Annotated in this window: 17 protein-coding genes and 1 riboswitch; of the genes, 9 read left to right on the top strand and 8 right to left on the bottom strand. The window is 68.3% G+C overall.

Annotated features, from left to right (window positions below):
- Window positions 1–184: 184 nt before the first annotated feature.
- The 6 genes from ACLJRL_RS05990 (at window position 185) to ACLJRL_RS05965 (ending at window position 11168) form a co-directional block, all read left to right on the top strand.
- Entirely contained in the window at window positions 185–3175 is a 2991-nt protein-coding gene (locus ACLJRL_RS05990) for a ribonucleoside-diphosphate reductase subunit alpha (protein ID WP_410654965.1), read from the top strand.
- 75 nt (window positions 3176–3250) lie between these two features.
- Window positions 3251–4327 (top strand): ribonucleotide-diphosphate reductase subunit beta, encoded by a 1077-nt coding sequence (locus tag ACLJRL_RS05985; RefSeq protein WP_410654964.1) that lies wholly within the window; start codon window positions 3251–3253, stop codon window positions 4325–4327.
- 112 nt (window positions 4328–4439) lie between these two features.
- Window positions 4440–4661, top strand: a riboswitch (cobalamin riboswitch).
- A 98-nt stretch (window positions 4662–4759) separates the two neighbouring features.
- A complete protein-coding gene (gene metE / locus ACLJRL_RS05980) occupies window positions 4760–7033 on the top strand; it encodes a 5-methyltetrahydropteroyltriglutamate--homocysteine S-methyltransferase (RefSeq protein WP_410654963.1) in 2274 nt (757 codons plus the stop codon).
- Between the two features lie 150 nt (window positions 7034–7183).
- Window positions 7184–8629, top strand: coding sequence for a cytochrome P450 (locus ACLJRL_RS05975; protein ID WP_410655180.1), 1446 nt, complete (start codon window positions 7184–7186; stop codon window positions 8627–8629).
- 209 nt (window positions 8630–8838) lie between these two features.
- Entirely contained in the window at window positions 8839–10686 is a 1848-nt protein-coding gene (locus tag ACLJRL_RS05970) for a diguanylate cyclase domain-containing protein (protein WP_410654962.1), read from the top strand.
- A gap of 17 nt (window positions 10687–10703) precedes the next feature.
- Complete coding sequence (locus ACLJRL_RS05965; RefSeq protein WP_410654961.1) at window positions 10704–11168, top strand: peroxiredoxin; 465 nt, start codon at window positions 10704–10706, stop codon at window positions 11166–11168.
- On the opposite strand, the gene ACLJRL_RS05960 is transcribed toward ACLJRL_RS05965, so the two are convergent.
- The 4 genes from ACLJRL_RS05960 to ACLJRL_RS05945 all read right to left on the bottom strand — a co-directional run bounded on the left by ACLJRL_RS05960 (window position 11155) and on the right by ACLJRL_RS05945 (window position 15099).
- Window positions 11155–11685: a GNAT family N-acetyltransferase gene (locus ACLJRL_RS05960; RefSeq protein ID WP_410654960.1), complete on the bottom strand. Its 531-nt coding sequence runs from the start codon at window positions 11683–11685 to the stop codon at window positions 11155–11157. The two genes, ACLJRL_RS05965 and ACLJRL_RS05960, sit on opposite strands and share 14 nt — an antisense overlap.
- Window positions 11686–11815: 130 nt before the next feature.
- Entirely contained in the window at window positions 11816–13024 is a 1209-nt protein-coding gene (locus ACLJRL_RS05955) for an LCP family protein (RefSeq protein WP_410654959.1), read from the bottom strand.
- A gap of 93 nt (window positions 13025–13117) precedes the next feature.
- Window positions 13118–14380, bottom strand: coding sequence for a class I SAM-dependent methyltransferase (locus tag ACLJRL_RS05950; protein WP_410654958.1), 1263 nt, complete (start codon window positions 14378–14380; stop codon window positions 13118–13120).
- 23 nt (window positions 14381–14403) lie between these two features.
- Window positions 14404–15099, bottom strand: a complete 696-nt coding sequence (locus tag ACLJRL_RS05945) for an alpha/beta hydrolase (protein WP_410654957.1) — start codon at window positions 15097–15099, stop codon at window positions 14404–14406.
- A 132-nt stretch (window positions 15100–15231) separates the two neighbouring features.
- Here ACLJRL_RS05945 and ACLJRL_RS05940 point away from each other — a divergent pair, with 132 nt between their 5' ends.
- The gene (locus ACLJRL_RS05940) at window positions 15232–15960 is read left to right on the top strand and encodes a sugar isomerase domain-containing protein (protein ID WP_410654956.1); all 729 of its coding nucleotides are present in this window, start codon (window positions 15232–15234) and stop codon (window positions 15958–15960) included.
- 109 nt (window positions 15961–16069) lie between these two features.
- Window positions 16070–17230 carry a serine hydrolase domain-containing protein gene (locus ACLJRL_RS05935; protein WP_410654955.1) on the top strand — a complete coding sequence of 387 codons (1161 nt, stop codon included), beginning with the start codon at window positions 16070–16072 and terminating at the stop codon, window positions 17228–17230.
- Between the two features lie 80 nt (window positions 17231–17310).
- Here the strand turns inward: ACLJRL_RS05935 and ACLJRL_RS05930 are convergent, their stop codons facing one another.
- Entirely contained in the window at window positions 17311–19176 is a 1866-nt protein-coding gene (locus ACLJRL_RS05930) for an ABC transporter ATP-binding protein (protein ID WP_410654954.1), read from the bottom strand.
- Between the two features lie 149 nt (window positions 19177–19325).
- Here ACLJRL_RS05930 and ACLJRL_RS05925 point away from each other — a divergent pair, with 149 nt between their 5' ends.
- Complete coding sequence (locus tag ACLJRL_RS05925; protein ID WP_410654953.1) at window positions 19326–20663, top strand: glycosyltransferase family 87 protein; 1338 nt, start codon at window positions 19326–19328, stop codon at window positions 20661–20663.
- Here the strand turns inward: ACLJRL_RS05925 and ACLJRL_RS05920 are convergent.
- The 3 genes from ACLJRL_RS05920 to ACLJRL_RS05910 all read right to left on the bottom strand — a co-directional run bounded on the left by ACLJRL_RS05920 (window position 20650) and on the right by ACLJRL_RS05910 (window position 23493).
- Window positions 20650–20859, bottom strand: coding sequence for a helix-turn-helix domain-containing protein (locus tag ACLJRL_RS05920; RefSeq protein ID WP_003071237.1), 210 nt, complete (start codon window positions 20857–20859; stop codon window positions 20650–20652). The genes ACLJRL_RS05925 and ACLJRL_RS05920 overlap by 14 nt on opposite strands.
- A gap of 178 nt (window positions 20860–21037) precedes the next feature.
- Window positions 21038–22666 (bottom strand): ABC-F family ATP-binding cassette domain-containing protein, encoded by a 1629-nt coding sequence (locus tag ACLJRL_RS05915; RefSeq protein ID WP_410654952.1) that lies wholly within the window; start codon window positions 22664–22666, stop codon window positions 21038–21040.
- Window positions 22667–22809: 143 nt separating this feature from the next.
- Complete coding sequence (locus ACLJRL_RS05910) at window positions 22810–23493, bottom strand: acVLRF1 family peptidyl-tRNA hydrolase (RefSeq protein ID WP_410654951.1); 684 nt, start codon at window positions 23491–23493, stop codon at window positions 22810–22812.
- Between the last annotated feature and the right edge of the window lie 40 nt (window positions 23494–23533).

Raw genomic sequence — 23533 nt, 5'->3', positions numbered from 1 at the left:
GACGATGACACGCCACCCATTGGGGCACGTGCAGCCTCCGACCCCTACATGTAGTCTCTGGGAACCGGCACCGCCCAGCGACGGGGAGACCGCTCGGGAGCGGTTGTCGGACAGCTTTGTGAACGTGCAGCGCACGGCCTTGGGAGGCCTTGTGGTGCTTCAACGCGCCCAATTGGAGACACGCATGTCATTGGAAACCGGTCAGCGGCCGCCCTCATCTTCGGACACAGCGCCAGCGACCGTGCGAGTCATCCGGCGGGACGGCAGCGTGTCCCCCTTCGACGCGAACAAGATCTCGGTCGCGGTGACCAAGGCCTTCCTTGCCGTCGAGGGCGGTGACGCGGCCGCTTCGTCGCGGATCCACCACTTGGTCAACGAACTGACCGAGCAGATCGAAGCCACCCTGCTCCGCCACGCCGGGCCTGAGACCGCTCTGCACATCGAGCAGATCCAGGACATCGTCGAGCTGGCGCTGATGCGCGGTGAGCACCACAAGGTCGCCCGCGCCTACGTCCTCTACCGCGACGAGCGCGCGAAGGCCCGCGAGTCCGAGAAGCCGGCGTCCTCCGACGTCAAGATCAGCGTCAAGTCCGCCGACGGCACCGTCCGCCCGCTCGACTGGGCCCGCGTCTCGCACGTGGTCGGCGAGGCCGTTTCCGGACTCGAAGACGTCTCGGCGGCGCCGGTGCTGGCCGAGGCCAAGCGCAACCTCTACGACGGCATCAGCGCCGACGAGCTCGCCCTCGCCCAGATCATGGCCGCGCGGGTGCTCGTCGAGCAGGAGCCGAACTACTCCTACGTCAGCGCCCGGCTGCTCGCGGACAAGCTCCGCGGCGAGGCCCTCAGCTACCTCGCGGGGTCGCCGCAGCTGGCCAGCCAGGACGAGATGACCGCGCGGTACCCGCAGTACTTCCGCGACTACCTCAAGCGCGCCATCGAGCTGGAGCTGGTCAACCCCGAGCTGCAGACCTTCGACCTCGACAAGATCACCGAGGCCATCCACGCCGAGCGCGACCTCGACTTCGGCTTCCTCGGCCTGCAGACCCTGTACGACCGGTACTTCCAGCACCACAACGGTGTCCGGTTCGAGCTGCCGCAGGCGTTCTTCATGCGCGTCGCGATGGGACTCGCGATCCGCGAGGACAACCGCGAGGCCCGTGCCATCGAGTTCTACGAGCTGCTCTCGTCGTTCCACTTCATGGCGTCCACCCCGACGCTGTTCAACTCGGGCACCACGCGCCCGCAGCTGTCGTCCTGCTTCCTGACCACTGTGGACGATGACCTGGACTCGATCTTCCAGGCGTACAAGAACAACGCGCTGCTGGCGAAGTACTCGGGCGGTCTCGGCAACGACTGGACCCCGGTCCGCGGCCTCGGCGCGCACATCAAGGGCACCAACGGCCAGTCGCAGGGTGTCGTGCCGTTCCTCAAGATCGCCAACGACACCGCCGTCGCGGTGAACCAGGGCGGCAAGCGCAAGGGCGCGGCGTGCGCGTACCTCGAGACCTGGCACGTGGACATCGAGGAATTCCTCGATCTGCGCAAGAACACCGGTGACGACCGCCGCCGCACCCACGACATGAACACCGCGAACTGGGTGCCGGACGAGTTCCTCCGCCGGGTCGAGGCCGACGCGCAGTGGACGCTGTTCTCGCCGAACGAGACCCCGGACCTGCACGACCTCTACGGCAACGAGTTCTCCGCCCGCTACGCCGAGTACGAGGCGATGGCCGAGCGCGGCGAGCTGAAGGTGTCCCGCAAGATCCGCGCGGTCGACCTGTGGCGCCGCATGCTGACGATGCTGTTCGAGACCGGCCACCCGTGGATCACCTTCAAGGACCCGTGCAACCTGCGTTCGCCGCAGCAGCACGTGGGTGTCGTGCACTCGTCCAACCTGTGCACCGAGATCACCTTGAACACCACCACCGACGAGGTCGCGGTCTGCAACCTCGGCTCGGTGAACCTGCTCAAGCACGTCACCCCCGACGGCCTGGACACCCAGCGCCTCGAGAAGACCGTGCGCACCGCGGTCCGCATGCTCGACAACGTGATCGACATCAACTTCTACACGATCCCGGAGGCGCGCCGCTCCAACCTGCGTCACCGCCCGATCGGGCTGGGCCTGATGGGCTTCCAGGACGCGCTGTTCGAGATCGGTGTGCCGCTGTCCTCGGACGAGGCCGTCCAGTTCGCGGACACCAGCATGGAGCACATCAGCTACTACGCGATCTCGGCTTCGACCGATCTCGCCGAGGAGCGCGGCCAGTACCAGACGTTCGAGGGTTCCTTGTGGAGCAAGGGAATCCTGCCGATCGACTCGCTGCAGCTGCTGATCGACGCCCGCCAGGGCGACGCGCTCGACGTCGACACCTCGTTCACTTTGGACTGGGCGCCGCTGCGGGAGCGGGTCAAGACCGTCGGCATGCGCAACTCCAACGTGATGGCGATCGCGCCGACCGCGACGATCTCCAACATCTGCGGTGTCGGGCAGTCGATCGAGCCGCTGTTCCAGAACCTGTTCGTCAAGTCGAACATGTCCGGCGACTTCACCGTGGTGAACCCGCACCTGGTCCGCTCCCTCAAGGAGCGCGGGCTGTGGGACGAGGTCATGGTCTCGGACCTGAAGTACTTCGACGGCAGCCTCGGCCAGATCGACCGCGTGCCGGACGACCTGAAGGCGCTGTACGCGACCGCGTTCGAGATCGAGTCGCGGTGGCTGGTGGACGCCGGTTCGCGTCGTCAGAAGTGGATCGACCAGGCCCAGTCGCTGAACCTGTACATCGCGTCGCCGAGCGGCCGCAAGCTCGACGAGCTGTACCGCTACGCCTGGCACAAGGGCCTCAAGACCACGTACTACCTGCGGGCGCGGTCCGCGACGCACGTGGAGAAGAGCACCCTGCGCGGCACCGACGGCAAGCTGAACGCGGTCTCGGCCACCCCGGCCCCCGCCACGCCGAAGCCCGCCGCCCAGGCTCCCGCACCCGTCGCTTCGCCTGCCCCGTCGGCGTCCGCCGCGGTCTCGCCCAGCCCGGCCGCCGCGGTTCCGGCCGTGCCGGTGACCCCGGCCGCCAAGCCGGAGTCCAAGGAGATCCCGCAGGTCTCCGACGTCGACTTCGTCGCCGCCGACGGTGCCGCCTGCCGGATCGACGACCCCGACTGCGAAGCCTGCCAGTGACCGCCGCTCGTGAGTGGTAATGACGGTTCTAACCGTCATTACCACTCACGACCCCCTCCCTAAGTGAGCCTCTCTATGACCACCTTTGACGCCTCCGCCGACGCCACCGGCCTCGGCGAGATCGAAGTCGGCGCCGCCCGGATCAACGTCGACGACAAGCGGATGATCAACGCCCGCGCCGACGTCAACCAGCTGCTGCCGATGAAGTACACCTGGGCGTGGGAGAAGTACCTCGCCGGCTGCAACAACCACTGGATGCCGACCGAGGTCGCCATGCAGGCCGACATCGCGCTGTGGAAGTCGGCCGACGGCCTGTCCGAGGACGAGCGCACCATGCTCAAGCGCAACCTCGGCTTCTTCGCCACCGCGGAATCGCTGGTGGCCAACAACATCGTGCTCGCGGTGTACCGCCAGATCACCAACCCCGAATGCCGCCAGTACCTGCTGCGCCAGGCGTTCGAGGAGGCCGTGCACACGCACACCTTCCAGTACATCTGCGAGAGCCTCGGCCTGGTCGACGGCGAGCTGTTCAACATGTACCGCGAGGTCCCGTCCATCTCGGACAAGGACGCGTGGGCGCTGAAGTACACGCAGAACCTGGAGAACCCGGACTTCGAGACCGGGACTCCGGAGGCCGACCAGGCCTTCCTGCGTGACCTGGTCGCGTTCTACGTGATCTTCGAAGGCATGTGGTTCTACACCGGCTTCGCGCAGATCCTCTCGCTCGGCCGCCAGAACAAGATGATCGGCATCGCCGAGCAGTACCAGTACATCCTGCGCGACGAGTCGATCCACCTGAACTTCGGCATCGACTGCATCAACCAGATCAAGATCGAGAACCCGCACCTGTGGACCGAAGAGTTCCAGGCCGAGATCCGGACGATGCTGACCGAGGCATGCGAGCTCGAGGTCGCCTACGCCCGCGACACCATGCCGCGCGGCATGCTCGGGCTGTCGGCCGAGCTGATCGAGCAGTACATGCACTTCATCACCGACCGGCGTGCGCAGCAGATCGGTCTTCAGCCGATCTTCGGCGAGACCGAGAACCCGTTCCCGTGGATGTCGGAGGCGATGGACCTCAAGAAGGAGAAGAACTTCTTCGAGACCCGCGTCATCGAGTACCAGTCCGGTGGCGCCCTCGACTGGGACTGACCCCGAACTCACGTGATCAGAGACGGAACTTGCGTGATCAGAGGCGTAACTCGCGAGTTCCGTCTCTGATCACGTGAGTTACGCCTCCAGTCACACGAGATCCGAATTGGGTACGCTCCGGGGTGCTACTGGTTCGCCCGGCCTCCCAGGCCGGTCGAGGTAACAGGGAACCCGGTGTGAATCCGGGACTGCCCCGCAGCGGTATGTGGGAACGAAAGCCGTCACCGTGCGAGACACGGTAAAGCACTGGGCATGGCGCCCGGGAAGCGACGGCCGGTAGGCGCGAGCGAGTCGCCCACGAGTCCGAAGACCTGCCCGTGGTACGTACGCCGACGGCGTGCGTGAGTCCGGGCCTCGTGGGATGGGCGCGACCGAACGGCGGTCACTCCTGCGCGCTCCGGGCTCTCTCGACAAGCTCGCGAGGAGAGAGCTGTGACCGATATCGGCACCACTGTGCTGGGCTACCCCCGGATCGGACCGGACCGGGAACTCAAGCGTTCACTCGAACGCTACTGGGCGGGCAAGGCCGACGAGGCCGCGCTGCTGGAGACCGGCCGCGCTCTGCGTACCCGGACCTGGCGGCAACTCAAGGACGCCGGGCTGGATTCCGTCCCTTCGAACACGTTCTCCCATTACGACCAGGTACTCGACACCGCCGAACTGTTCGGCGCGCTGCCCGGACGCTTCACGAAGCTCGGCCTTTCGCCGCTCGACACCTACTTCGCCGCCGCACGCGGGGTACAGGACGCGACGGCGATGGAGATGACGAAGTGGTTCGACACGAACTACCACTACATCGTCCCCGAACTCGGGCCGGACACCCGGTTCTCGCTCACCGGCACCAAACCGCTGGACGAGTACCGCGAGGCCCGCGCGATCGGCGTCGAGACACGGCCGGTGCTGGTGGGCCCGGTGACGTTCCTGCTGCTCGCGAAGGCCTCCGAGGGCGCTCCGGAGGGCTTCCGGCCGCTGGATCTGCTCGACGACCTCCTCGACGGCTACGTCGAACTGTTGCGCCGTCTGCACGATGAAGGCGTCGAGTGGGTCCAGTTCGACGAGCCCGCTTTCGCCGCCGACCGCACCGAGCCGGAGCTCAACGCGCTCATCCGCGCCTACCACCGGCTCGCGAAGGAGACCGCGCGCCCGAAGATCCTCGTCGCCGGCTACTTCGGCGGACTCGGCCGCGGACTGGGTGTGCTCGCCCGCTCTCCGATCGACGCCCTCGCCGTCGACCTCGTCACCGATGAGTCCTTTGTGGACGCCGTCGCGGCCGAACCCGCCTTGCGGGACAAGGAGGTCCTGGCCGGCGTCGTGGACGGGCGCAACGTCTGGCGCACCGACCCCACCCGCGCGCTCAGCCGGGCGGCGACGCTGCTCGGCACGGCGAAGTCGGTCAGCGTGTCGACCTCGTGCTCGCTGCTGCACGTGCCTTATGACGTCGAGCGTGAGACCGAACTGCACCCGCGGCTCAAGGGCTGGCTCGCGTTCGCCAAGCAGAAGGTCGACGAGGTCGTCCTGCTCGGCCGCGCGCTGAAGGAGGAGGGCGTCGACCTCACCGCCGCCCGGGCCGCCATCACGGACCGCGCCACGGCGGCCGACCTCGCCGACGCCGGGGTACGCGCCCGGCTGGAGGCGCTGCGCCCGGAGGACACCGTCCGTTCGCCGTATGCCCGGCGTGCGGCCGCGCAGCAGGCGGCGCTGGACCTGCCGCCGTTGCCGAGCACCACGATCGGCTCGTTCCCGCAGACCACCGACGTCCGCAAGGCGCGCGCCGCGCACAAGGCGGGCTCGCTGGACGACGCGGGCTACGAGGCGGCGATGAAGGGCGAGATCGAGCGCGTCATCCGGCTGCAGGAGGACCTCGGCCTGGACGTGCTGGTGCACGGTGAGCCCGAGCGCAACGACATGGTGCAGTACTTCGCCGAGCGGCTGGCCGGGTTCGCGGCCACCGACTTCGGCTGGGTGCAGTCCTACGGCTCGCGCTGCGTCAGGCCGCCGATCCTGTACGGCGACGTCTCGCGTCCCGAGCCGATGACGGTGGCCTGGGCCCGCTACGCGCAGAGCCTGACCGCCAAGCCGGTCAAGGGGATGCTCACCGGGCCGGTGACGATCCTGGCGTGGTCGTTCGTCCGCGACGACCAGCCGCTGGGCGAGACCGCCCGCCAGGTGGCGCTGGCCATCCGCGATGAGGTGCACGACCTGCAGGAGGCGGGCCTCCGCGTCATCCAGGTCGACGAGCCCGCGCTGCGGGAACTGCTCCCGCTGCACGCGGCGGCGCACGAGGCGTACTTCGCCTGGGCGGTCTCGTCGTTCCGGCTGGCGACGTCGGGTATCGACGACGCGACGCAGATCCACACGCACATGTGCTACTCGGAGTTCGGCGAGGTGGTCAAGGCGATCGACGCGCTCGACGCCGACGTCACCAGCATCGAGGCCGCCCGGTCGAAGATGGAGGTCGTCACCGACCTCGGCGCGGCGGGCTTCGGCCGCGGCGTCGGGCCGGGCGTGTACGACATCCACTCGCCGCGTGTCCCCGACGTCGACGAGGTCAGCGGGCTGCTGCGGACCGCCGTGGGCGCGGTGCCCGCCGAGCGGATCTGGGTCAACCCGGACTGCGGCCTGAAGACCCGCGGGTACGCCGAGGTCGAGCCTGCCCTGCGGAACCTGGTCGCGGCCGCTCTCGCGGTCCGGGCCGAACTGGGCTGACAACTGTCATGAAAGGGTCTTTCAGGACGAAAAACGTCCTGAAAGACCCTTTCATGACACTCGGGCGATGTACTTCCGCCGGAGTATTGTCAGGACGTCAATAAGGATGCGATGGTGGCGGTAACCGATCTCAGCGGGGAGATGGTCACCATGGCGAACGCCGTCGAAAAGGTCACCGGAGTGCTGCGCGAGCGGGTCCCCCCGCTCACCTCGATCCCCCTGCCGCGTTCGGTGGACCAGCGCTGGCTCGGTGCGACCTGGCCGGTCCGGGAACTCGCGCCCGCCCCGCCGGGCCTCAAGCCGGTCCTCGGCGACGAAGGTCCGCCGGTCATCGGGCACGCGCTGGACTTCATGCGGTTCGGCATCGAGTTCGGCCTCAAACGCTACGAGACCTACGGCCCGGTGTCGTGGATGGGCGCGTTCGGCCGCCGCATCGTCGCCCTCTCCGGCCCGGAGGCCACCCAGATCGCGTTGGTGAACAAGGACAAGGCCTTCTCCCAAGAGGGCTGGAAGTTCTTCATCGAGCACTTCTTCGACCGCGGCCTCATGCTGCTCGACTTCGGCGAGCATCACCTGCACCGCCGGATCATGCAGGCGGCGTTCACCCGGCAACGGCTCACCGGCTACGTCGACCAGATGGGACCGGCGCTGCGGGAAGGCATCGCGACCTGGGCGGACAAGCCGAACCCGCGGATCTACTGGTCCCTCAAGCAACTCACGCTCGACGTCGCGACACGCGTGTTCATGGGCATGCGCTCCGGGGACGAATCGGCCGCGATCAACCGCGCCTTCGTCAACTCCGTGCGCGCCGGCACCGCCATCGTCCGCTTCCCCGTGCCCGGCGGCCGCTGGGCGGCGGGCCTGCACGGCCGCAAAGTCCTCGAACGCTACTTTTCCGCGAACCTGCCGTCGAAACGGCGCAGCGACGGCGACGATCTCTTCACCGCGCTGTGCCACGCCACCACCGAAGACGGTGACCGGTTCACCGACTCCGACGTCGTCAACCACATGATCTTCCTGATGATGGCCGCGCACGACACCACGACCATCACCAGCGCGGCCGCCGCGTACCACCTGGCGAAGCACCCCGAATGGCAGGAACGGGCGCGACAGGAATCCCTCGCGCTCGGCGACGATCTGCCGGATATCGAGGCGCTGGAAAGCCTGAAGACGTTGGACCTGGTGATCAAGGAATCCCTGCGCCTGGTGGCCCCGGTTCCTTCCCTGGCAAGGAAAACGGTGAAGGACACCGAGGTTCTGGGGCATTTCATCCCCGAAGGGACCCTGGTCGGGGTTTCCCCCACCGTCAATCATTTCGCGCCGGAGTACTGGACCGACCCGATGCGTTTCGACCCGGACCGCTTCGGCGAGGAACGCCGCGAGGACAAGTCGCACCGCTTCGCGTGGATGCCGTTCGGCGGCGGCGCGCACAAGTGCATCGGGCTGCACTTCGGGACGCTCGAGGTGAAGGCCCTGCTGCACGAGATGCTGCGGGCCTACCGATGGTCGGTCCCGGAGAACTACACGGCCCGCTGGGACTACGTCTCGCTGCCCGTCCCCGCGGACGGCCTGCCGATCCAGCTGAAGCCCTGCTGATTCCCGACCAAAGGGACAAACACGATCGAGTACTCTTGGTAACCTCTGGTCACCTCTCGTGTGGCTGCCATCACCCTTTCAGCCGGTAGACACGCCGTTTCGCGCATGGTGCCGTGGCACTACTCCCGGTCGGCTCATACCTAGTGTGGGTCCGTGGGTTCGGACACCCTGTCTGAGCTGGCCATCAACCGCGCATGAAGAGGTGAAGCGTGCCTGAGCCTGGTGCCGCGCCAGGGTTGGTCGACGTCGCTCGAAGATGGGCCGCGACGCTCGCTGACACTAAAGGAGTATCGCTTCCCCAAGAGCAACTCGAGCAGCTCTTGCTCGGCGTCGCCCAGGACGCCGTCCAAACCGAGCCGAATCACCGGCCCGCCCTGCTGCGGTTCACCAAGCTCTATTCCGCCTCGCCCATCGGGATCGCGCTCGCCGACCACGACGGCGAGATCGTCGAGGCGAACGCGGCGCTCGGGAAGCTGCTCGGCTGCCGTCCCGCCGCCCTGCGCGGGCGGCGGATACCCGAACTCGGCTCCACCGAGCACGACGTCTCGCGGCTGCGGGGCGGGCTCGACCAGCTCCGGAAACTCGGCCAGCAGACGCACCAGGAACGCCTGCTGCTGGACCACAGCGAGGAAGGCACGCTCTGGGTCGACGTGACCCTCGCGGACCTCCCCGGAGACCGCCCTGGCTCGTCCTACCCGGTGCTGATGGTCTCCGACGCCAACGAGATCCACCTGCTGCAGGAACAACTGCTGCACCAGAACGTGCACGACGCGCTGACCGGCCTGCCGAACGCGACGGCGTTCACCAACGCGCTCGAATCCGCGCTGGCGGGCCCGGGCCTGGAACAGGTCGCGCTGGTCTATCTCGACGTCGACGGCTTCAAGGTGATCAACGACGGCCTCGGCGCCGGCGTCGGCGACCAGGTGCTGCGCGGGGTCGCGAACAAGCTCAAGGCCGTGTTCACCGGCAAGCACAACGGTTCCGTCGCCCGGCTGTCCGGCGACGGTTTCGCCGTCCTCCTGCGCGGCGAGTTCTCCCCCACCCACGTCATCGGGCTGGTCGAACAGGCGCTGGAGGAACTGGCCGAACCGATCTACCTCGGCGGGAACGGGATCGGCGTGAGCGCGAGCGCCGGTATCGTCGTCCGCTCGGTCACCGACGGCGGGCCGGAAGAACTGCTGCGCGCCGCGGAGATCGCCTTGCACCGCGCCAAGGAAGCCGGCAAAGCACAGTGGATGCTCTTCGACCCCGAACTCGACGCGCGCGATCGCGGCCGCTACCGGCTCGGCGCGGTCATCGCGGGCGCGCTGGAGAACGGCGAGTTCTCGCTGATCTACCAGCCGACGGTGAAGCTCGCAAAACCCGATCAGCTGGCCGCGGTCAACGCCGGGCTGCGCTGGAACCACCCGGAAAAGGGCGAGCTGGACTCCGACGAGTTCTACCCGCTGGCGCAGACCACCGGGATGACCATCCCGCTCGGCCGGTGGCTGCTGGCCGAATCCCTCGCCGCCACCGCGCGGTGGCGGCGCCGGTTCGGCGAGGCGGCTCCGGACGTCTGCGTGCGGCTGCCGAACCGGCTGGCCATCGAGCCCGATCTGGTGCTGCTGGTCAAGGAACAGCTCGACCGGCACAACCTGCCCGCGCACGCGCTACGGCTGTGCACGGACCGCGAATCCGTCCTCGACCCGCGCGGCGAGGTGCTGGACTCGTTCGCCGTCCTCTCCGATCTGGGTGCCCAGCTGGTGCTGACCATCTCCGGTTCGGCCGATCTGGAACTGATCCCCCAGCACCGGCTCCCGGTCCGCCACGTGATCCTCTCCGGCGCGGTGATCGACGCGCTGGCGGCCGGCGAGGACGAGGCCGACGTGCGGCACCTGACCCAGCTGGTGTCCCGCGCCAAGGAACTGAACCTGCGTATCGGCGCGGAAGGCGTCCGCAACCACGACCAGGCCGAACGGCTGCGGCGGCACGGGGTGCTCGCGGCCCGCGGCTCGTTCGTCGCCGATTCCGCGACCGGGGACGAGGTCGACGAGCTCATCGAACGGCACGCCCACTGACATGGCAGGATCCGTGCATGGACCAAGGTGACTTCGCCCCGGACTTCACTCTGCTCGACGACCAGGGTGAGGAGCGCACACTGTCGGACTTCCTGTCGTCCGGCCCGGTCGTGCTGTTCTTCTACCCGGCCGCGATGACCAGTGGCTGCACCGCGGAAAGCTGTCATTTCCGTGACCTGGCAACGGAATTCGCCGAAGCCGGCGCGCACCGCGTGGGGATCAGCCCGGACGCCGTCGCCAAACAGCGCGAATTCTCGTCGAAGCATGACTTCGACTATCCGCTGCTGTCCGATGTGGACGGTGTGGTGGCGAAGCAGTTCGGTGTGTGGCGCAAGTTCAGCCCGTTGCACGCCAAGCGCCACACCTTCGTGATCGACACCGATCGCAAGGTGCTCGAGGTCATCAAGAGCGAGCTGAAGTTCGCCGTGCACGCCGACAAGGCGCTGGCCGTCCTGCGTGAACGTACGGCTAAGGACGTTTGAGCCGCCAGATCTTGTGGACGCCCTTACAGGCCGGGGCGAGCGGCGGTTCCGCGACCTCGTCGCCGACCATCGTGAACCCCAGCCGCGCGGGCACGGCGCCGCTCGCGGTGTTCAGCTCGTCGTGCCGGATCTCGACCTCCGGCGCGCCCAGACGGAAGGCCTCGGCGGTCAACAAGCGGGCCGCTCTCGTCACCAGGCCACGACCGGTGTGGTGACGGCTGAGCCAGTAGCCGATCTCGATCCGGCCGGGACGCGTGATCATGCCGGTGCCGCCGACGACGTCGCCCTCGGTGAAGATCGCGAAGTCGTAGGTCTTGCCGTCGGCCCAGTTCCGCGCGGTGCTCTCGAGGAACTCCTTGGCTTCCGGCTCGCCATAGCCGTGGGTGGCCCAGATCATCCAGGCGCCGATATGCGCGGCGGAATCCCCGGCGACGTCCGCCAGCACGCGCAGCTGCTCCGGCCGCCAGCGGCGGAGTTCGACGACTTCGTCGGCGAGGGTTTCGGCGGGCGCTTCCATCACCCCATGGTGACCGAAAACGCGCCTCGATGCCTCCGGTTTTCCGGGGGTCGCCAGATGCTATGAACGACTCGTTACTTGCAAATTTTGCAAGTAACGAGTCGTTCATAGCGTTTTCGTGACCCGGGTATCAGGTGAGGATCGCGCTGTCCGGGATCTCCGTGTCGTTCTTCAGCGCGTCGAACAGCAGCTTCGACTTCGTCTTGTCCCAGTTCTCCGCCGAACCGCTGGTCACCGGGACGGTGGTGGTGACCACGCCGCCCGAGGAGATCCCGCGCATCGCCAGCGCCAGTCCCACCAGGTTGTGCAGGTGGTCGCCGGAGTCCATCGTCAGCGCGTCCGGCGCGGTGGACAGCAAGGGGAACAGCGTGAACGGGTTCAGCAGCGTGCCGGGGCTGCCGATCTCGCTGACCAGCGCGCCGATGAACTTCCGCTGGTTGGCGACGCGGTCGAGGTCCGACCGCGGGGTGGCGTCACTGTGCCGCATGCGGACGAACCCGAGCGCCTGCGGGCCCTGGAGGTCCTGACAGCCCGCGGGGATCTTGATCCCGGTGAGGGTGTCCTCCATCGGCTTCTCGACGCACATGTTGACGCCGCCGATCGCGTCGACGATCTTGGCGAACCCGCCGAAGCCGATCTCGGCGTAGTGGTCGATGCGCAGGCCCGTGGCACCTTCGACGGTCTGCGCGAGCAGCGTCGGGCCGCCGATCGAGAACGCGGCGTTGATCTTGTTCTTGCCGTGGCCGGGGATGGTCACCTGGGAGTCGCGCGGCAGGCTCAGCAGCGTCGGCTTGGTGCTGTTGTCCGGGACGTGCGCGACCATGATGGTGTCGGTCCGCCTGCCGCCACCGGCGGCCTTGCTGTCGCCGGTGACCAGCTTTTCCTGCTCGGCGGCGGTCAGCCCGTCCCGGCTGTCGGAGCCCACGATCAGCCAGTTGGTGCCTTCGGCCGCGGCGGGGCGGCCGGAGTAGTCGGCCAGCGCGTCGACGCGGTTGATGGAGAACTCCAGGTACACCCACACGCCGGCGAGGAACACCACGAACACGGTCAGCAACGTGACCAGCACCTTGCCGAAGCCCCAGCGACGCTTGCGCCTCGGCGGGCGCGCTCCGTCCGCCGAACGGCCCGGAGGCGGTTGCGGCGGGCCTGGACGGCGTGGTGGCGGGCCCGCGGGACGCTGCTCGCCCCCGTGGCCCATCGGCGCCGTCCGCTCGTCGTACGGGCTGCTGCCCCGGCCCGGCAGCGGCATCATCTGCGCGGGCTGGTGCTGCCGGGGGCGGCCGGACGGCGGCCGTTGTGGCGGCATCCGTCGCCCTCGGTCGTCGCCTCCATACGTCATGCCGAATCACCCGTCCCGATTTCGCGTGTGGGCCCAGTCAACCGCAGACCCTAGGTGAAAGACGCGCGGCACCCCGCATCGGTTGGGTGGCGCTCACCGCCCGTCGGCGGCGAAACCGAACTGGTGGACCTTGAGATACCCCGATCGGAACCCCGCTTCGGAGTACGCCAGGTAGAACTCCCACATCCGTTTGAACACGTCGTCGAAGCCCAGTTCGGTGATCTCGTCCCACCGGTGGGTGAACTTCTCCCGCCACAACCGCAGCGTGTGGGCGTAATCCTGGCCGAACTCGCGCACCCCCTGCAGTTTCAGCCGGGCGTGGTCGAGCATCCCCTGCTCCACGGACTCCGTCGACGGGATGAGGCCGCCGGGGAAGATGTACTTGTGGACCCAGGTGTAGGACCGGGCCGCGGCGAGCATGCGTTCGTGGTCCATGGTGATGGCCTGCAGCCCGAGCCGACCGCCCGGCCGAAGCCGCTTCCCGATGGTCTCGAAGAACGTGGGCCAGTACGCCTCGCCGACGGCCTCGATCATCTCGACGCTGACCACCGCGTCGTACTCGCCGGTGGAGTCGCGATAGTCACACAGCCGGACGTCGACCCGGTCGGCGAAGCCCGCCGCGGCGATGCGCCGGGTGGCCAGCGCCGCCTGCTCCTCGGAAATGGTCAGTGACGTGACGCGGGCACCGCGGGCGGCCGCCCGGATGGAGAGTTCGCCCCAGCCGGTGCCGATCTCCAGCACGGTGCTGCCTTCGCGGACGCCGGCGTAGTCGAGCACGCTGTCGATCTTTCGGTACTGCGCGGCGGTGAGATCGTCGTCCGGGCCGAACAGCGCCGACGAATACATCATCGACGGGTCGAGAAAAGCACCGAACAGATCGTTGGAAAGGTCGTAGTGGCGGTGGATGTTCTCCCGCGACCCCTCGATGGTGTTCTCCTCGCCCGCGGGGTGGCCGCGGTCGACGAACCGGCGGAACCGTTGCAGCAGCGGCGGAATGAGCGTCGCCATCCGCTCCGCGAACGGGGTCAGCACCTCGGCGAGGGCGTCGGTGGTCCAGTCGCCGACCATGTACGCCTCGCCGAAGCCGATCTTCGCGTCGACACCGAGGCGGTGGAAGAAGGCCGCGGGACGGTTGATCCGCATCTCGGGCGAGCCCGGGCCGCCGGAACCGAGCTGGGAACCGTCGGGCATCCGCACGCGGACGTCCAGCGGGTGCACCGCGCGGCGGAACAACTGCTCGGCGATCCGCGCCCGGAACGGCGAATGCGGCGGTGCGGCCAATCCCGGCCACCGCGTTTCGTCGGGCGCGGGCAGGCCGGACGGGCCTACCGCCTGGTCGACGCTTGACGTGGTCATAAAGGTGCTCCCTCCTGCCCGGTCTAGACCGGGATCCGCAGCCGTTCGGAGCTCGGCCGATCCCAGGCCGCGCTCAGCGTCTCGTCCTTTCCCCCGGCTTCGATCAGTTCGAGCGTGAAAGCGCGTACCAGGCGATTCCAGACGCCGGACCTTCGAAGCATCGCGTGCCCCTCGCCGCCGATTTCAAACCGCGCGGACCGCGACGTCACCTTTTCGGCGCGTTCCGCGAAAGCGTGCGATGCCACCGGATCGGTCATCCGGTCCTTGGTCCCGTGCGCGATGAGCACCGCGCGGCCCTCGACCGCCCCGACCGGTTCACCCGGTGGTGTCCACGGCGCCAGCCCGCACACTCCGACGACGGCGGGATCGTCCGCGACGCGCAGCGCGACCCGCCCTCCCATCGAGTGACCGACGAGGACGACCGGCAGTCCCGGATGGTCTTCGTGGATCCGCGCCAAGGCCCAGCGCGCGTCGGCGATCGCGTCGGTACCCTGGTCATTCCAGCCGTAGACCCGGTTACGCAGCAACCGCACCTCGACCCCATGCGCCCTCCCCGCCCGGTGGACGTCCTTGGCCAGCGGAACCATCCGCTGGTACGCCAGCCGCCACCGCGCAACGCGGGCATGACTGTGCTCCGCGCCGCCGTGCAGCACCAACACCACGGCTTTCGCCTGGCCACGCGCTCGCCAGGTCCGCACCGCGGGATCCGCCTCGCTCACCCTGGATCCTCCAGTCTCCGAAAACCCCGGCCACAGCGATCGGGTCACCCTCGATCATCTCCCGATGTATTCCACTCCGGCCATTGGTCCACGCGATACATTCGTCGCTGATCTCCTGACGGAAGGGTGGATGTGGTGAGTACCACCGAACGTTATGCAGACGTCGCCGAAAGGCTCGCTGAGGCCGAACGGGGTAACGCGGAGCAGATCCGGAAATCGGCCGAGCTGGTACTGGGGGTCATCCGGGCCGACGCGCTGGTGTTCACCGCCGGCGCCGGGCATTCGCTGGCCGCGGTCGCCGAGACCTTCTACCGCGCGGGCGGCCTCGCCTGCGTGTACCCGCTGTACCACCCCGAACTGCTGCCGCTGCACGGCGCGCAGCACAGCACCAAGACCGAACGCCGCTCCGGGCTGGCCGAAGAGGTGCTGGCCGAGCGGGCGCCGGGACCGGACGACCTGCTGGTGGTGTTCTCGACCTCGGGCGTCAACCCGTATCCCGTCGAACTGGCCGCCGGAGCGCGGGCCCGCGGCGCGGCGGTCATCGCGGTGAGTTCGGCCGCGTCCGTGGCGGCGGCACCGAAACGCGCGCCGACGACGCTGATCGAAGAAGCCAGTATCGTGCTCGATTCCCATGTCCGCCCCGGTGACTCGAGCTACCCGGCGGACGCGCCGCGGACCGCGCCACTGTCCACAGTGATCAACGCGTTCCTGTGGAACCTGGTTCTCGCCGAGGTCGTGGACCTCGGTGCGGCGCAGGGGGTCGACATCCCGCTGTGGCGCAGTTCCAACGTGGACGGTGGCGACGAGGCCAACGCCGCGCTGCTGGCCAAGTACGGCGCCCGGGTCCCGGCACTGCGGTAAGAATCCCGCGCGGACGAGCCTCTTGACTCGTCCGCGCGGGGCTTCTACGGTCACATACCGACCGGTCGGTGTCCTCACGCCGCCGGTGACCGAAGGAGGTCGCACGCTCATGACACTTCCCGAGATCCACGGCGAATGCGCGGCGGGATTCGAGCCCGTGCGGGCCGCCTTCGAAGAGAACTTCGCCCGGCGCGACGAGATCGGCGCCGCCTTCTCCGTCACCCATCGCGGCGAGCCGGTGGTCGATCTGTGGGCGGGCTGGGCGGATCCGGACCGGACGGCCCCGTGGCGGGCGGACACGCTCACCAACGTCTGGTCGACGACCAAGGGCATGACCGCGATCTGCGCGCACCGCCTCGCCGACGGCGGTCTGCTCGACCTCGACGCACCGGTCGCCGAGTACTGGCCGGAGTTCGCGGCCGAGGGCAAACAGAAGATTCCGGTGCGCTGGCTGCTCTCGCACCGCTCCGGGGTGACCGGGATCGGCCTGGACCGGCCGGTGGCGGTCGAGGAACTCTACGACTGGGAACACATCACCGGGCTGCTCGCGGCACAGGCACCGCTCTTCGAACCGGGCACGGTCAGCGGTTACCACGCGCTGTCGTACGGCTTCCTCGTCGGCGAAGTGATCCGCCGCGTCAGCGGGCAGGACGTCCACACCTACTTCGCCGAGCACGTCGCGGGCCCGCTGGGCGCGGACTTCCAGATCGGCCTCGGCTCCGACGCGGACCTCGACCGCTGCTCCACGCTCGTCGAACCCGTGCTCAGCACCGAAATGGCCGGCGCGCTGGCCCAAGCGTTCGCCAACGCCGGGCCCGCCGCCCTCGCCGCGTTGGCGAATCCGCGCGTCCAAGGCCGCAACGCCAACGATCCCGCGTGGCGGCGGGCGATCCTACCCGCGCTGAACGGGCACGGCACCGCCCGGGCGATCGCGACCGTCTACGGCGCGCTCGCCGATGGTTCCGAGCGGCTGCTCTCGAACGCCGCACTGGCGAGCGCCCGGGAAGGCCAGGGCCGCGAGGTCGACGTCGTCGGCGGGCTGGGCAACGAATGGGCGCTCGGGTTCTACCTCGGCAGCGAGGAACGCGGCTTCGGCCCGAACCCGCGGGCGTTCGGGCACGACGGGCTCGGCGGCTCGTCCGGCGGCGCGGACCCCGAAAACGGGATCGCCTTCGGCTACACGATGAACCGGATGGGCCCGCTGATGCGCGACGATCCGCGCAAGATGGCCCTGGTCGAGGCCGTGTTCTCCTCGCCCGCCCTCGCTTGAGTCCCGTAAACGCTATGAACGACTCGTTACTTGCAAATTTTGCAAGTAACGAGTCGTTCATAGCGTTTACGGGAGGAGGGTCACGCCACCGCAGGCTCCTCCGAGAACTGCGTCAGGTACAGCGTCGCGTAGCGCCCATCGCGCGCGAGAAGCTCTTCGTGCGTCCCTCGCTCGACGATCTCCCCGTGCTCGAGGACCAGGATCTGGTCCGCCGCCCGCACCGTCGACAGCCGGTGCGCGATGACCAGCGCGGTCCGCCCGACCAGCGCGTCGGTCAGCGCCTCGCCGACGGCCGCCTCCGACTGCGAGTCCAGATGCGCCGTGGCCTCGTCGAGGATCACGACCCTCGGCTGCGCCAGCAGGAGCCGGGCGATGGTCAGCCGCTGGCGTTCCCCACCGGAGAGCCGGTAGCCCCGCTCCCCCACCACCGTCTCCAGCCCGTCCGGCAGTTCCCGGATCAGGTCGGCGAGCCGCGCCCGCTCCAGGGCCGACCAGATCTCGGCGTCGGCGACGCCGGGCCTCACGTATTCGAGGTTCGCCCGGATCGTTTCGTGGAAGAGATGCCCGTCCTGGGTCACCACACCGACGGTTTCCCGCAGTGAGGCGAAACTCAGCTCACGAGTGTCCACACCGGACAAGCGCACCGAACCACTGTCGACGTCGTAGAGCCGCGGCAGCAATGAGGCGATCGTCGACTTGCCCGCGCCGGACGAACCGACCAGCGCCACCAACTGACCGGGTTCGGCACGGAAGTTGATCCCGTGCAGCACCTCCTCACCGCCCCGGTGGTCCAAAGTGGACACATCTTCGAGCGAGGCCAGCGAATACCGGTCCGCCGCGGGGTACCCGAACCGGACGTCGGAGAACTCCACCGACACCGGGCCTTCGGGCACGCCGCGCGGGGCGGGCTTCTCCTCGATCATCGGCTTGAGGTCGAGCACCTCGAAGACCCGCTCGAACGAGACCAGCGCGGTCATCACGTCCACCCGGACGTTCGCCAGCGCGGTGAGCGGCGAGTACAGCCTGGTCAGCAGCAACGCCAGCGCCACCACGGTGCCCGGCGCGAGCGCACCGGTCAGCGCGAGGTACCCGCCGAGGCCGTACACCAGCGCCTGCGCGAGCGCGGAGACCGTGGTCAGGCTGGTCATGAACCAGCGGGTCAGCATCGCCGTCCGCACCCCGATGTCGCGCACCCGCCCGGCGCGGGCGTTGAAGTCCCCCGCTTCCCTCGTCGGGTCGCCGAAGAGCTTCACCAGCGTCGCGCCGGGCGCGGAGAACCGTTCGGTCATCTGCGTGGTCATCGACGCGTTGAGCTGCCCGGCCTCACGCTGCAGCGCGGCCATCCGCTTGCCGAGCCGCCGCGTCGGCAGGATGAACACCGGCAACAGCACCAGCGCCAGCAGGGTGACCTGCCAGGACAGCGTCATCATGACCACCAGCGAAAGCACCAGCTGGATCACGTTGGTGACCAGGCCCGACAACGTCGCGGTGAAGGTGCGCTGCGCGCCGATCACATCGTTGTTGAGCCTGCTCACCAGCGCACCGGTTCGCGTACGGGTGAAGAACGCGACCGGCATCCGCTGCACGTGCCGGTACACCGCGACGCGCAGGTCGAGGATGATGTTCTCCCCGATCCTCGACGACTGCGAACGTTCCGCCAGCCCGAGTGCCGCGTCGATCAGCGCCAGCGCGCCGATCACGACGGCCAGCCACACCACCAGCGCCACGTCGTGGCCGCCGATGATCGCGTCGACCACCTTCCCTGCCAGTACCGGGCTGCTCACCGCCAGCACCGCCGAGACGACGGTGAGCACCAGGAATATCAGCAACCGTCGCCAATGCGGCCTGGCGAACCGCGCGACGCGGCGCAGGGTCCCCTTGTGCAGTCCCTTCGGAACATCGGCCGACTTCATCGCCGAGTTCATCAGCGTCCACATGTTCTCCATGGGATCCCACTTCCTTGCCCCCACAAAACCTCGACATTGGTCGAGATTTTTTCCGGATATAACCACGACCAACACCCCAGGACACCGGATGCTTCCCGATTTCCGCGTCCTCTTTTCAGCGAGCCCGGCCGCGTCGGTAGCCTGAGCCGGTGACCAAGGACCCGGGGGCCGACCACGTCGACCGGCGACGGCTGACCATCGACCTCGCGTTCTACGCCGGGTGCCTGATCTTCGCCGTCGTCAACACCGCCTTGGCGGAATTCTACGGATACCGCGTGTGGGCGAATTTCGCTGTAGCAGGTTACGGGCTCGCTCTCGCGCACACGATCTGGCTGGCCCTCTCCGCCCGGCGCGGCGTCCGGCCCGCCGGCGCGCTCGGTTCGCGGTGGATCGGTATCGGCGCCATCGGCCTGTTCGCGATGATCCTTCCGTTGGGAATGCTGGTCATTCGCCGCCTGACCGGAGTGGACTGGCTCATCACGCCGATCTCGTGGGCGGCACAGCCCGAGGTCTGGGTGATCGAACGGTCGGCGAAACTCCTGCTGGAGAACGGAACCCCGTACATCGATGTCACCGCGCTCGGTCGCGCGGTGGAAGTAAACGATTACACGCCATACGGTCCGGTGATGACGGTCTTCGGCCTGCCGCGCGCGTTGTTCGGCGGCGGCCCGGTCGCCGACGCGCTCACCGACGCGCGCTGGATGTTCGCCCTGGCGGCCGTCGCGTGCGTGCTGGTGTCACTGAAGCTCCTGCACTGGCCGAAGATCCCGGTGAGCGCCGCTCAACTCGCGATGGCCTGCCCGCTGACCGCGCTGACCTGGGCCGTCGCCGGTCCCGACCTCGCCATCGTCGGCCTGCTCGTACTTTCCTTCGCGCTGGCCACGACCGGTCGCGCGATCTTGGCGGGTTTGGTGCTGGCACTGGTGATCAGCGCGAAACTCATCGTCGCGCCCGCCGCGGTGGTGCTGGGTGTTCTCCTGCTCACGCGGCGTGGTCCCCGCGCACTCGGCGGATACGCGGCGGCACTGGTGGTGACGACGGTGGTCCTGCATGTACCGGTGTACCTGGTGGACCCGAAGGCGTTCGTCGAGCATGTCTTCCGGTTCCCCATGGGAATCGGCGTGCTCAAGTCACCGGCGGCGAGCCCGCTGCCCGGCCACCTCATCGCCTCGCTCGGCCCTGTGGGCACCGCGATTTCCTTCGTCCTGCTCGGGATCGCGGCCGTCGCGATCCTGATCTGGCTGGTGCGCCGGCCCCCCGCGACCGGTTCCGACGCGCTGTTGCGCATGGCCGTCGGGCTCATCGCCCTGATTCTGCTCACCCCGGCCACAAGGTACGGCTACCTGGTCTACCCGCTGGTCCTGCTCGGAGCCAGGCTGGCCTTTCTTGCAGACGAACACCGCCTAGCCGGTGAATCCCGTGAAGCCGCGGTAGTCCCCGGAAAGGGAACTGCGCCCCCCGCGCAGCAGTCCGCTACTTCTTCTTGACCCTGGTGGCACCACCACGGCCACGCAGCTGGACACCGGACTCGGAGAGAACCCGGTGCACGAACCCGTACGAACGACCCGTCGACTCCGCGAGGGCACGAATGCTCGAGCCCTTCTCGTATTTCTTCTTCAGGTCAGCGGCCAGCTTGTCACGCGTGTTGCCGGTGATCCGCGCGCCTTTCTTGAGATCAGCCACGTCGATCGCCTTCCCGCCGAGAGTGTTCTGGGCCACATTACGGCCCCTGTCGCCGCAATGATCGAACACTGAGCGCCGGAATGCCAGACGACGAGCGCAAAACTGCCGAAACCGCGATCACATTGGGCCATTTCAGTGGCCGGATGGCATCGATCAAGCACCCGAACGGACGCAGGCCTCACGCAAGCTGGACAAGTTCCAGATAATCCGGGGACCAATGGTCCTCGGTTCCGTCGGGCAGCAGGATGACGCGTTCCGGCTCCAGCGCCTCGACGGCGCCCGGGTCGTGCGTCACCAGGACGACGGCGCCGGCGAAGCTGCGCAGCGCGTCGAGGACCTGGGCACGGCTGGCCGGGTCCAGGTTGTTCGTCGGCTCGTCGAGCAGCAAAACGTTGGCAGCGCTGGACACCAGACCGGCCAGCGCGAGCCTCGTCTTCTCGCCGCCGGAGAGCGTGCCGGCGGGCTGATCGAGTTGCTCGCCCGTGAACAAGAACGACCCGAGAAGATTCCTCAGCTCCTGTGCGCCGGTGTCCGGCGCGAGGTGACGGATATTTTCCCACACGGACGCATCGTGGTCGAGCGTTTCATGTTCCTGTGCGTAATAGCCCAAACGCATTCCGTGACCCGGAATGGTCTCGCCGGTATCCGGAGTTTCCATTCCGCCGAGCAGCCGGAGCAAAGTCGTCTTTCCGGCACCGTTCAATCCGAGTACGACGACCTTCGATCCCCGATCGATCGCGAGGTCGACTCCGGTGAAGATCTCGAGCGAACCGTAGGACTTCGAAAGCCCCTCCGCGGTGAGCGGGGTCCGGCCGCACGGGGCGGGCACGGGGAACTTGATCCTGGCGACCTTGTCGGCCTGCCGGGTGTCGTCGAGCGAGGCGAGCATCTGGTCGGCGCGGCGCGCCATGTTCTTGGCGGCCACCGCCTTCGTGGCCTTGGCACCGAGTTTCGCGGCCTGCTGATGCAGGACGGACGCCTTCTTCTCGGCGTTCGCGCGCTCGCGGCGGCGGCGCTTCTCATCGGTGGCCCGCGCGTCGAGGTAGCGCTGCCAGCCCATGTTGTACAGGTCGAGCTCGGAGCGGGTCGCGTCGAGGAACCACACCTTGTTGACGACGTCCCCGAGCAGTTCGACATCGTGGCTGATCACCACGAGACCACCGTCGTGCTGCTTGAGGAACCCGCGCAGCCAGTTGATGGAGTCGGCGTCGAGGTGGTTGGTGGGCTCGTCGAGCAGCAGGATCGTCTCGGATTTGCCACCCGCGCCCGCCTCGGCGGCGGCGAACAGGATCCGGGCCAGCTCGACGCGGCGGCGCTGACCACCGGAGAGGGTCTGCAGCGTCTGCGCGAGCACCCGGTCGGCGAGACCGAGGTTGGAGCAGATCCGCGCGGCCTCACTTTCGGCGGCGTAGCCACCGAGCGAGGCGAACCGCTCTTCGAGACGGCTGTAGCGGTTGATCGCCTTGTCGCGCTCCTTGTCGTCCACCAGCTCCGACATCGCGGTCTGCGCTTTTTCCATGTTGCGCAGCAGGGAGTCGAGGCCGCGGGCGGAGAGCACGCGGTCCTTCGCGGTGACGGACAGGTCGCCCTCACGCGGGTCCTGCGGCAGGTAGCCGAGCTCGCTGCTGCGGCGGACCTCGCCGGCGTGCGGCTCACCCTCCCCCGCCAGCACCTTGAGCGAGGTGGTCTTGCCGGCGCCGTTACGGCCGACGAGGCCGATGCGGTCGCCCTGCTGGATGCGGACGTTGGTGTCTTGGAGCAGGATGCGCGAACCAGCGCGCAGCTGCAGGCCAGAGGCCGTGATCACAGGAACTCCCAGAACAAGGGGTGGATGGGTGAACAGCTTCGACTCCCCGGCACTCATGCCGGGGAGGAGCTCACTCCAAGAGGATGTCCACGCGATCAGTGTACGGGCCGCTGTCGACAGGTTTTATCGGACCGTGCCCGAAGTCACGAACCTCGCAAGGTGATCTCCACCGCGACGGCGCGTTCGGCGGCGTCGTCGAGCACCGTGCGCCGCGGTTCGGCGATGTCGAGGACGCGGGGTTCCGCGCGGGCGAACAGCGGCGCCAGCCGCCGGTCCTCGCGCAGTTTTTCCAGCGCCCGACGGTCACCGCCGAGGACGACAGCGTCCACTTCGGACAGTTGCGGCACGAGGACTTCGAACGCGTCGTCGGCGGCGGAGCGGAGCGCGTTTCGCGCCTGGCCTTCCCGCCGCCGCGCGAACCGTTGCTGAGACCAGCCGCCCGCCGCGGACCGGCCCTGGACGAGATGGCGGTCGGTCCTGGACTGGACCACCACCCCGCCACGCGCGATCCCGACACTGTGGCCGCCGCGGCGGACCAGCAGCAGCGCGATCCGGCGGGAGACCAGCGCGTGCTCGATGAGCGGGCCGACGGCCAGCCCGTCGACAGCTAGGCCGTCGACGGTCCCTTCGGCGTCCAGTGGTCCGAAAGGGACGGACGCGATGGCCACGACGCCGTTGCCGGCGGTGACAGCGACGGTGTGCGGCGTCAGCTCCGTCGAGCGGACGCCGTCGTTGCGGACGGCGAAGCGGGCGTACCAGCCTTCGAGCCGGTCCGGGGCGACCTCGACCGCCCGGCCCCCGCCCGCCACCTGCCGCTCCCGCATCATGCCCCTCAAAGTACGTGAAGGCCCCCTTCCCTACCCTCAA

Source organism: Amycolatopsis sp. lyj-112, from assembly GCF_046549055.1.
GTDB lineage: Bacteria > Actinomycetota > Actinomycetes > Mycobacteriales > Pseudonocardiaceae > Amycolatopsis.
This window is presented reverse-complemented; position numbering and strand designations above follow the sequence as displayed.

What these genes read in the sequence shown, in the direction of transcription:
- ACLJRL_RS05990 (WP_410654965.1), top strand. Translation starts at nt 185, where the DNA reads ATGTCATTGGAAACCGGTCAGCGGCCGCCCTCATCTTCGGACACAGCG.
- ACLJRL_RS05985 (WP_410654964.1), top strand. Translation starts at nt 3,251, where the DNA reads ATGACCACCTTTGACGCCTCCGCCGACGCCACCGGCCTCGGCGAGATC.
- ACLJRL_RS05975 (WP_410655180.1), top strand. Translation starts at nt 7,184, where the DNA reads ATGGCGAACGCCGTCGAAAAGGTCACCGGAGTGCTGCGCGAGCGGGTC.
- ACLJRL_RS05965 (WP_410654961.1), top strand. Translation starts at nt 10,704, where the DNA reads ATGGACCAAGGTGACTTCGCCCCGGACTTCACTCTGCTCGACGACCAG.
- ACLJRL_RS05960 (WP_410654960.1), bottom strand. Translation starts at nt 11,685, where the DNA reads ATGGAAGCGCCCGCCGAAACCCTCGCCGACGAAGTCGTCGAACTCCGC.
- ACLJRL_RS05955 (WP_410654959.1), bottom strand. Translation starts at nt 13,024, where the DNA reads ATGACGTATGGAGGCGACGACCGAGGGCGACGGATGCCGCCACAACGG.
- ACLJRL_RS05950 (WP_410654958.1), bottom strand. Translation starts at nt 14,380, where the DNA reads ATGACCACGTCAAGCGTCGACCAGGCGGTAGGCCCGTCCGGCCTGCCC.
- ACLJRL_RS05935 (WP_410654955.1), top strand. Translation starts at nt 16,070, where the DNA reads ATGACACTTCCCGAGATCCACGGCGAATGCGCGGCGGGATTCGAGCCC.
- ACLJRL_RS05930 (WP_410654954.1), bottom strand. Translation starts at nt 19,176, where the DNA reads ATGGAGAACATGTGGACGCTGATGAACTCGGCGATGAAGTCGGCCGAT.
- ACLJRL_RS05910 (WP_410654951.1), bottom strand. Translation starts at nt 23,493, where the DNA reads ATGATGCGGGAGCGGCAGGTGGCGGGCGGGGGCCGGGCGGTCGAGGTC.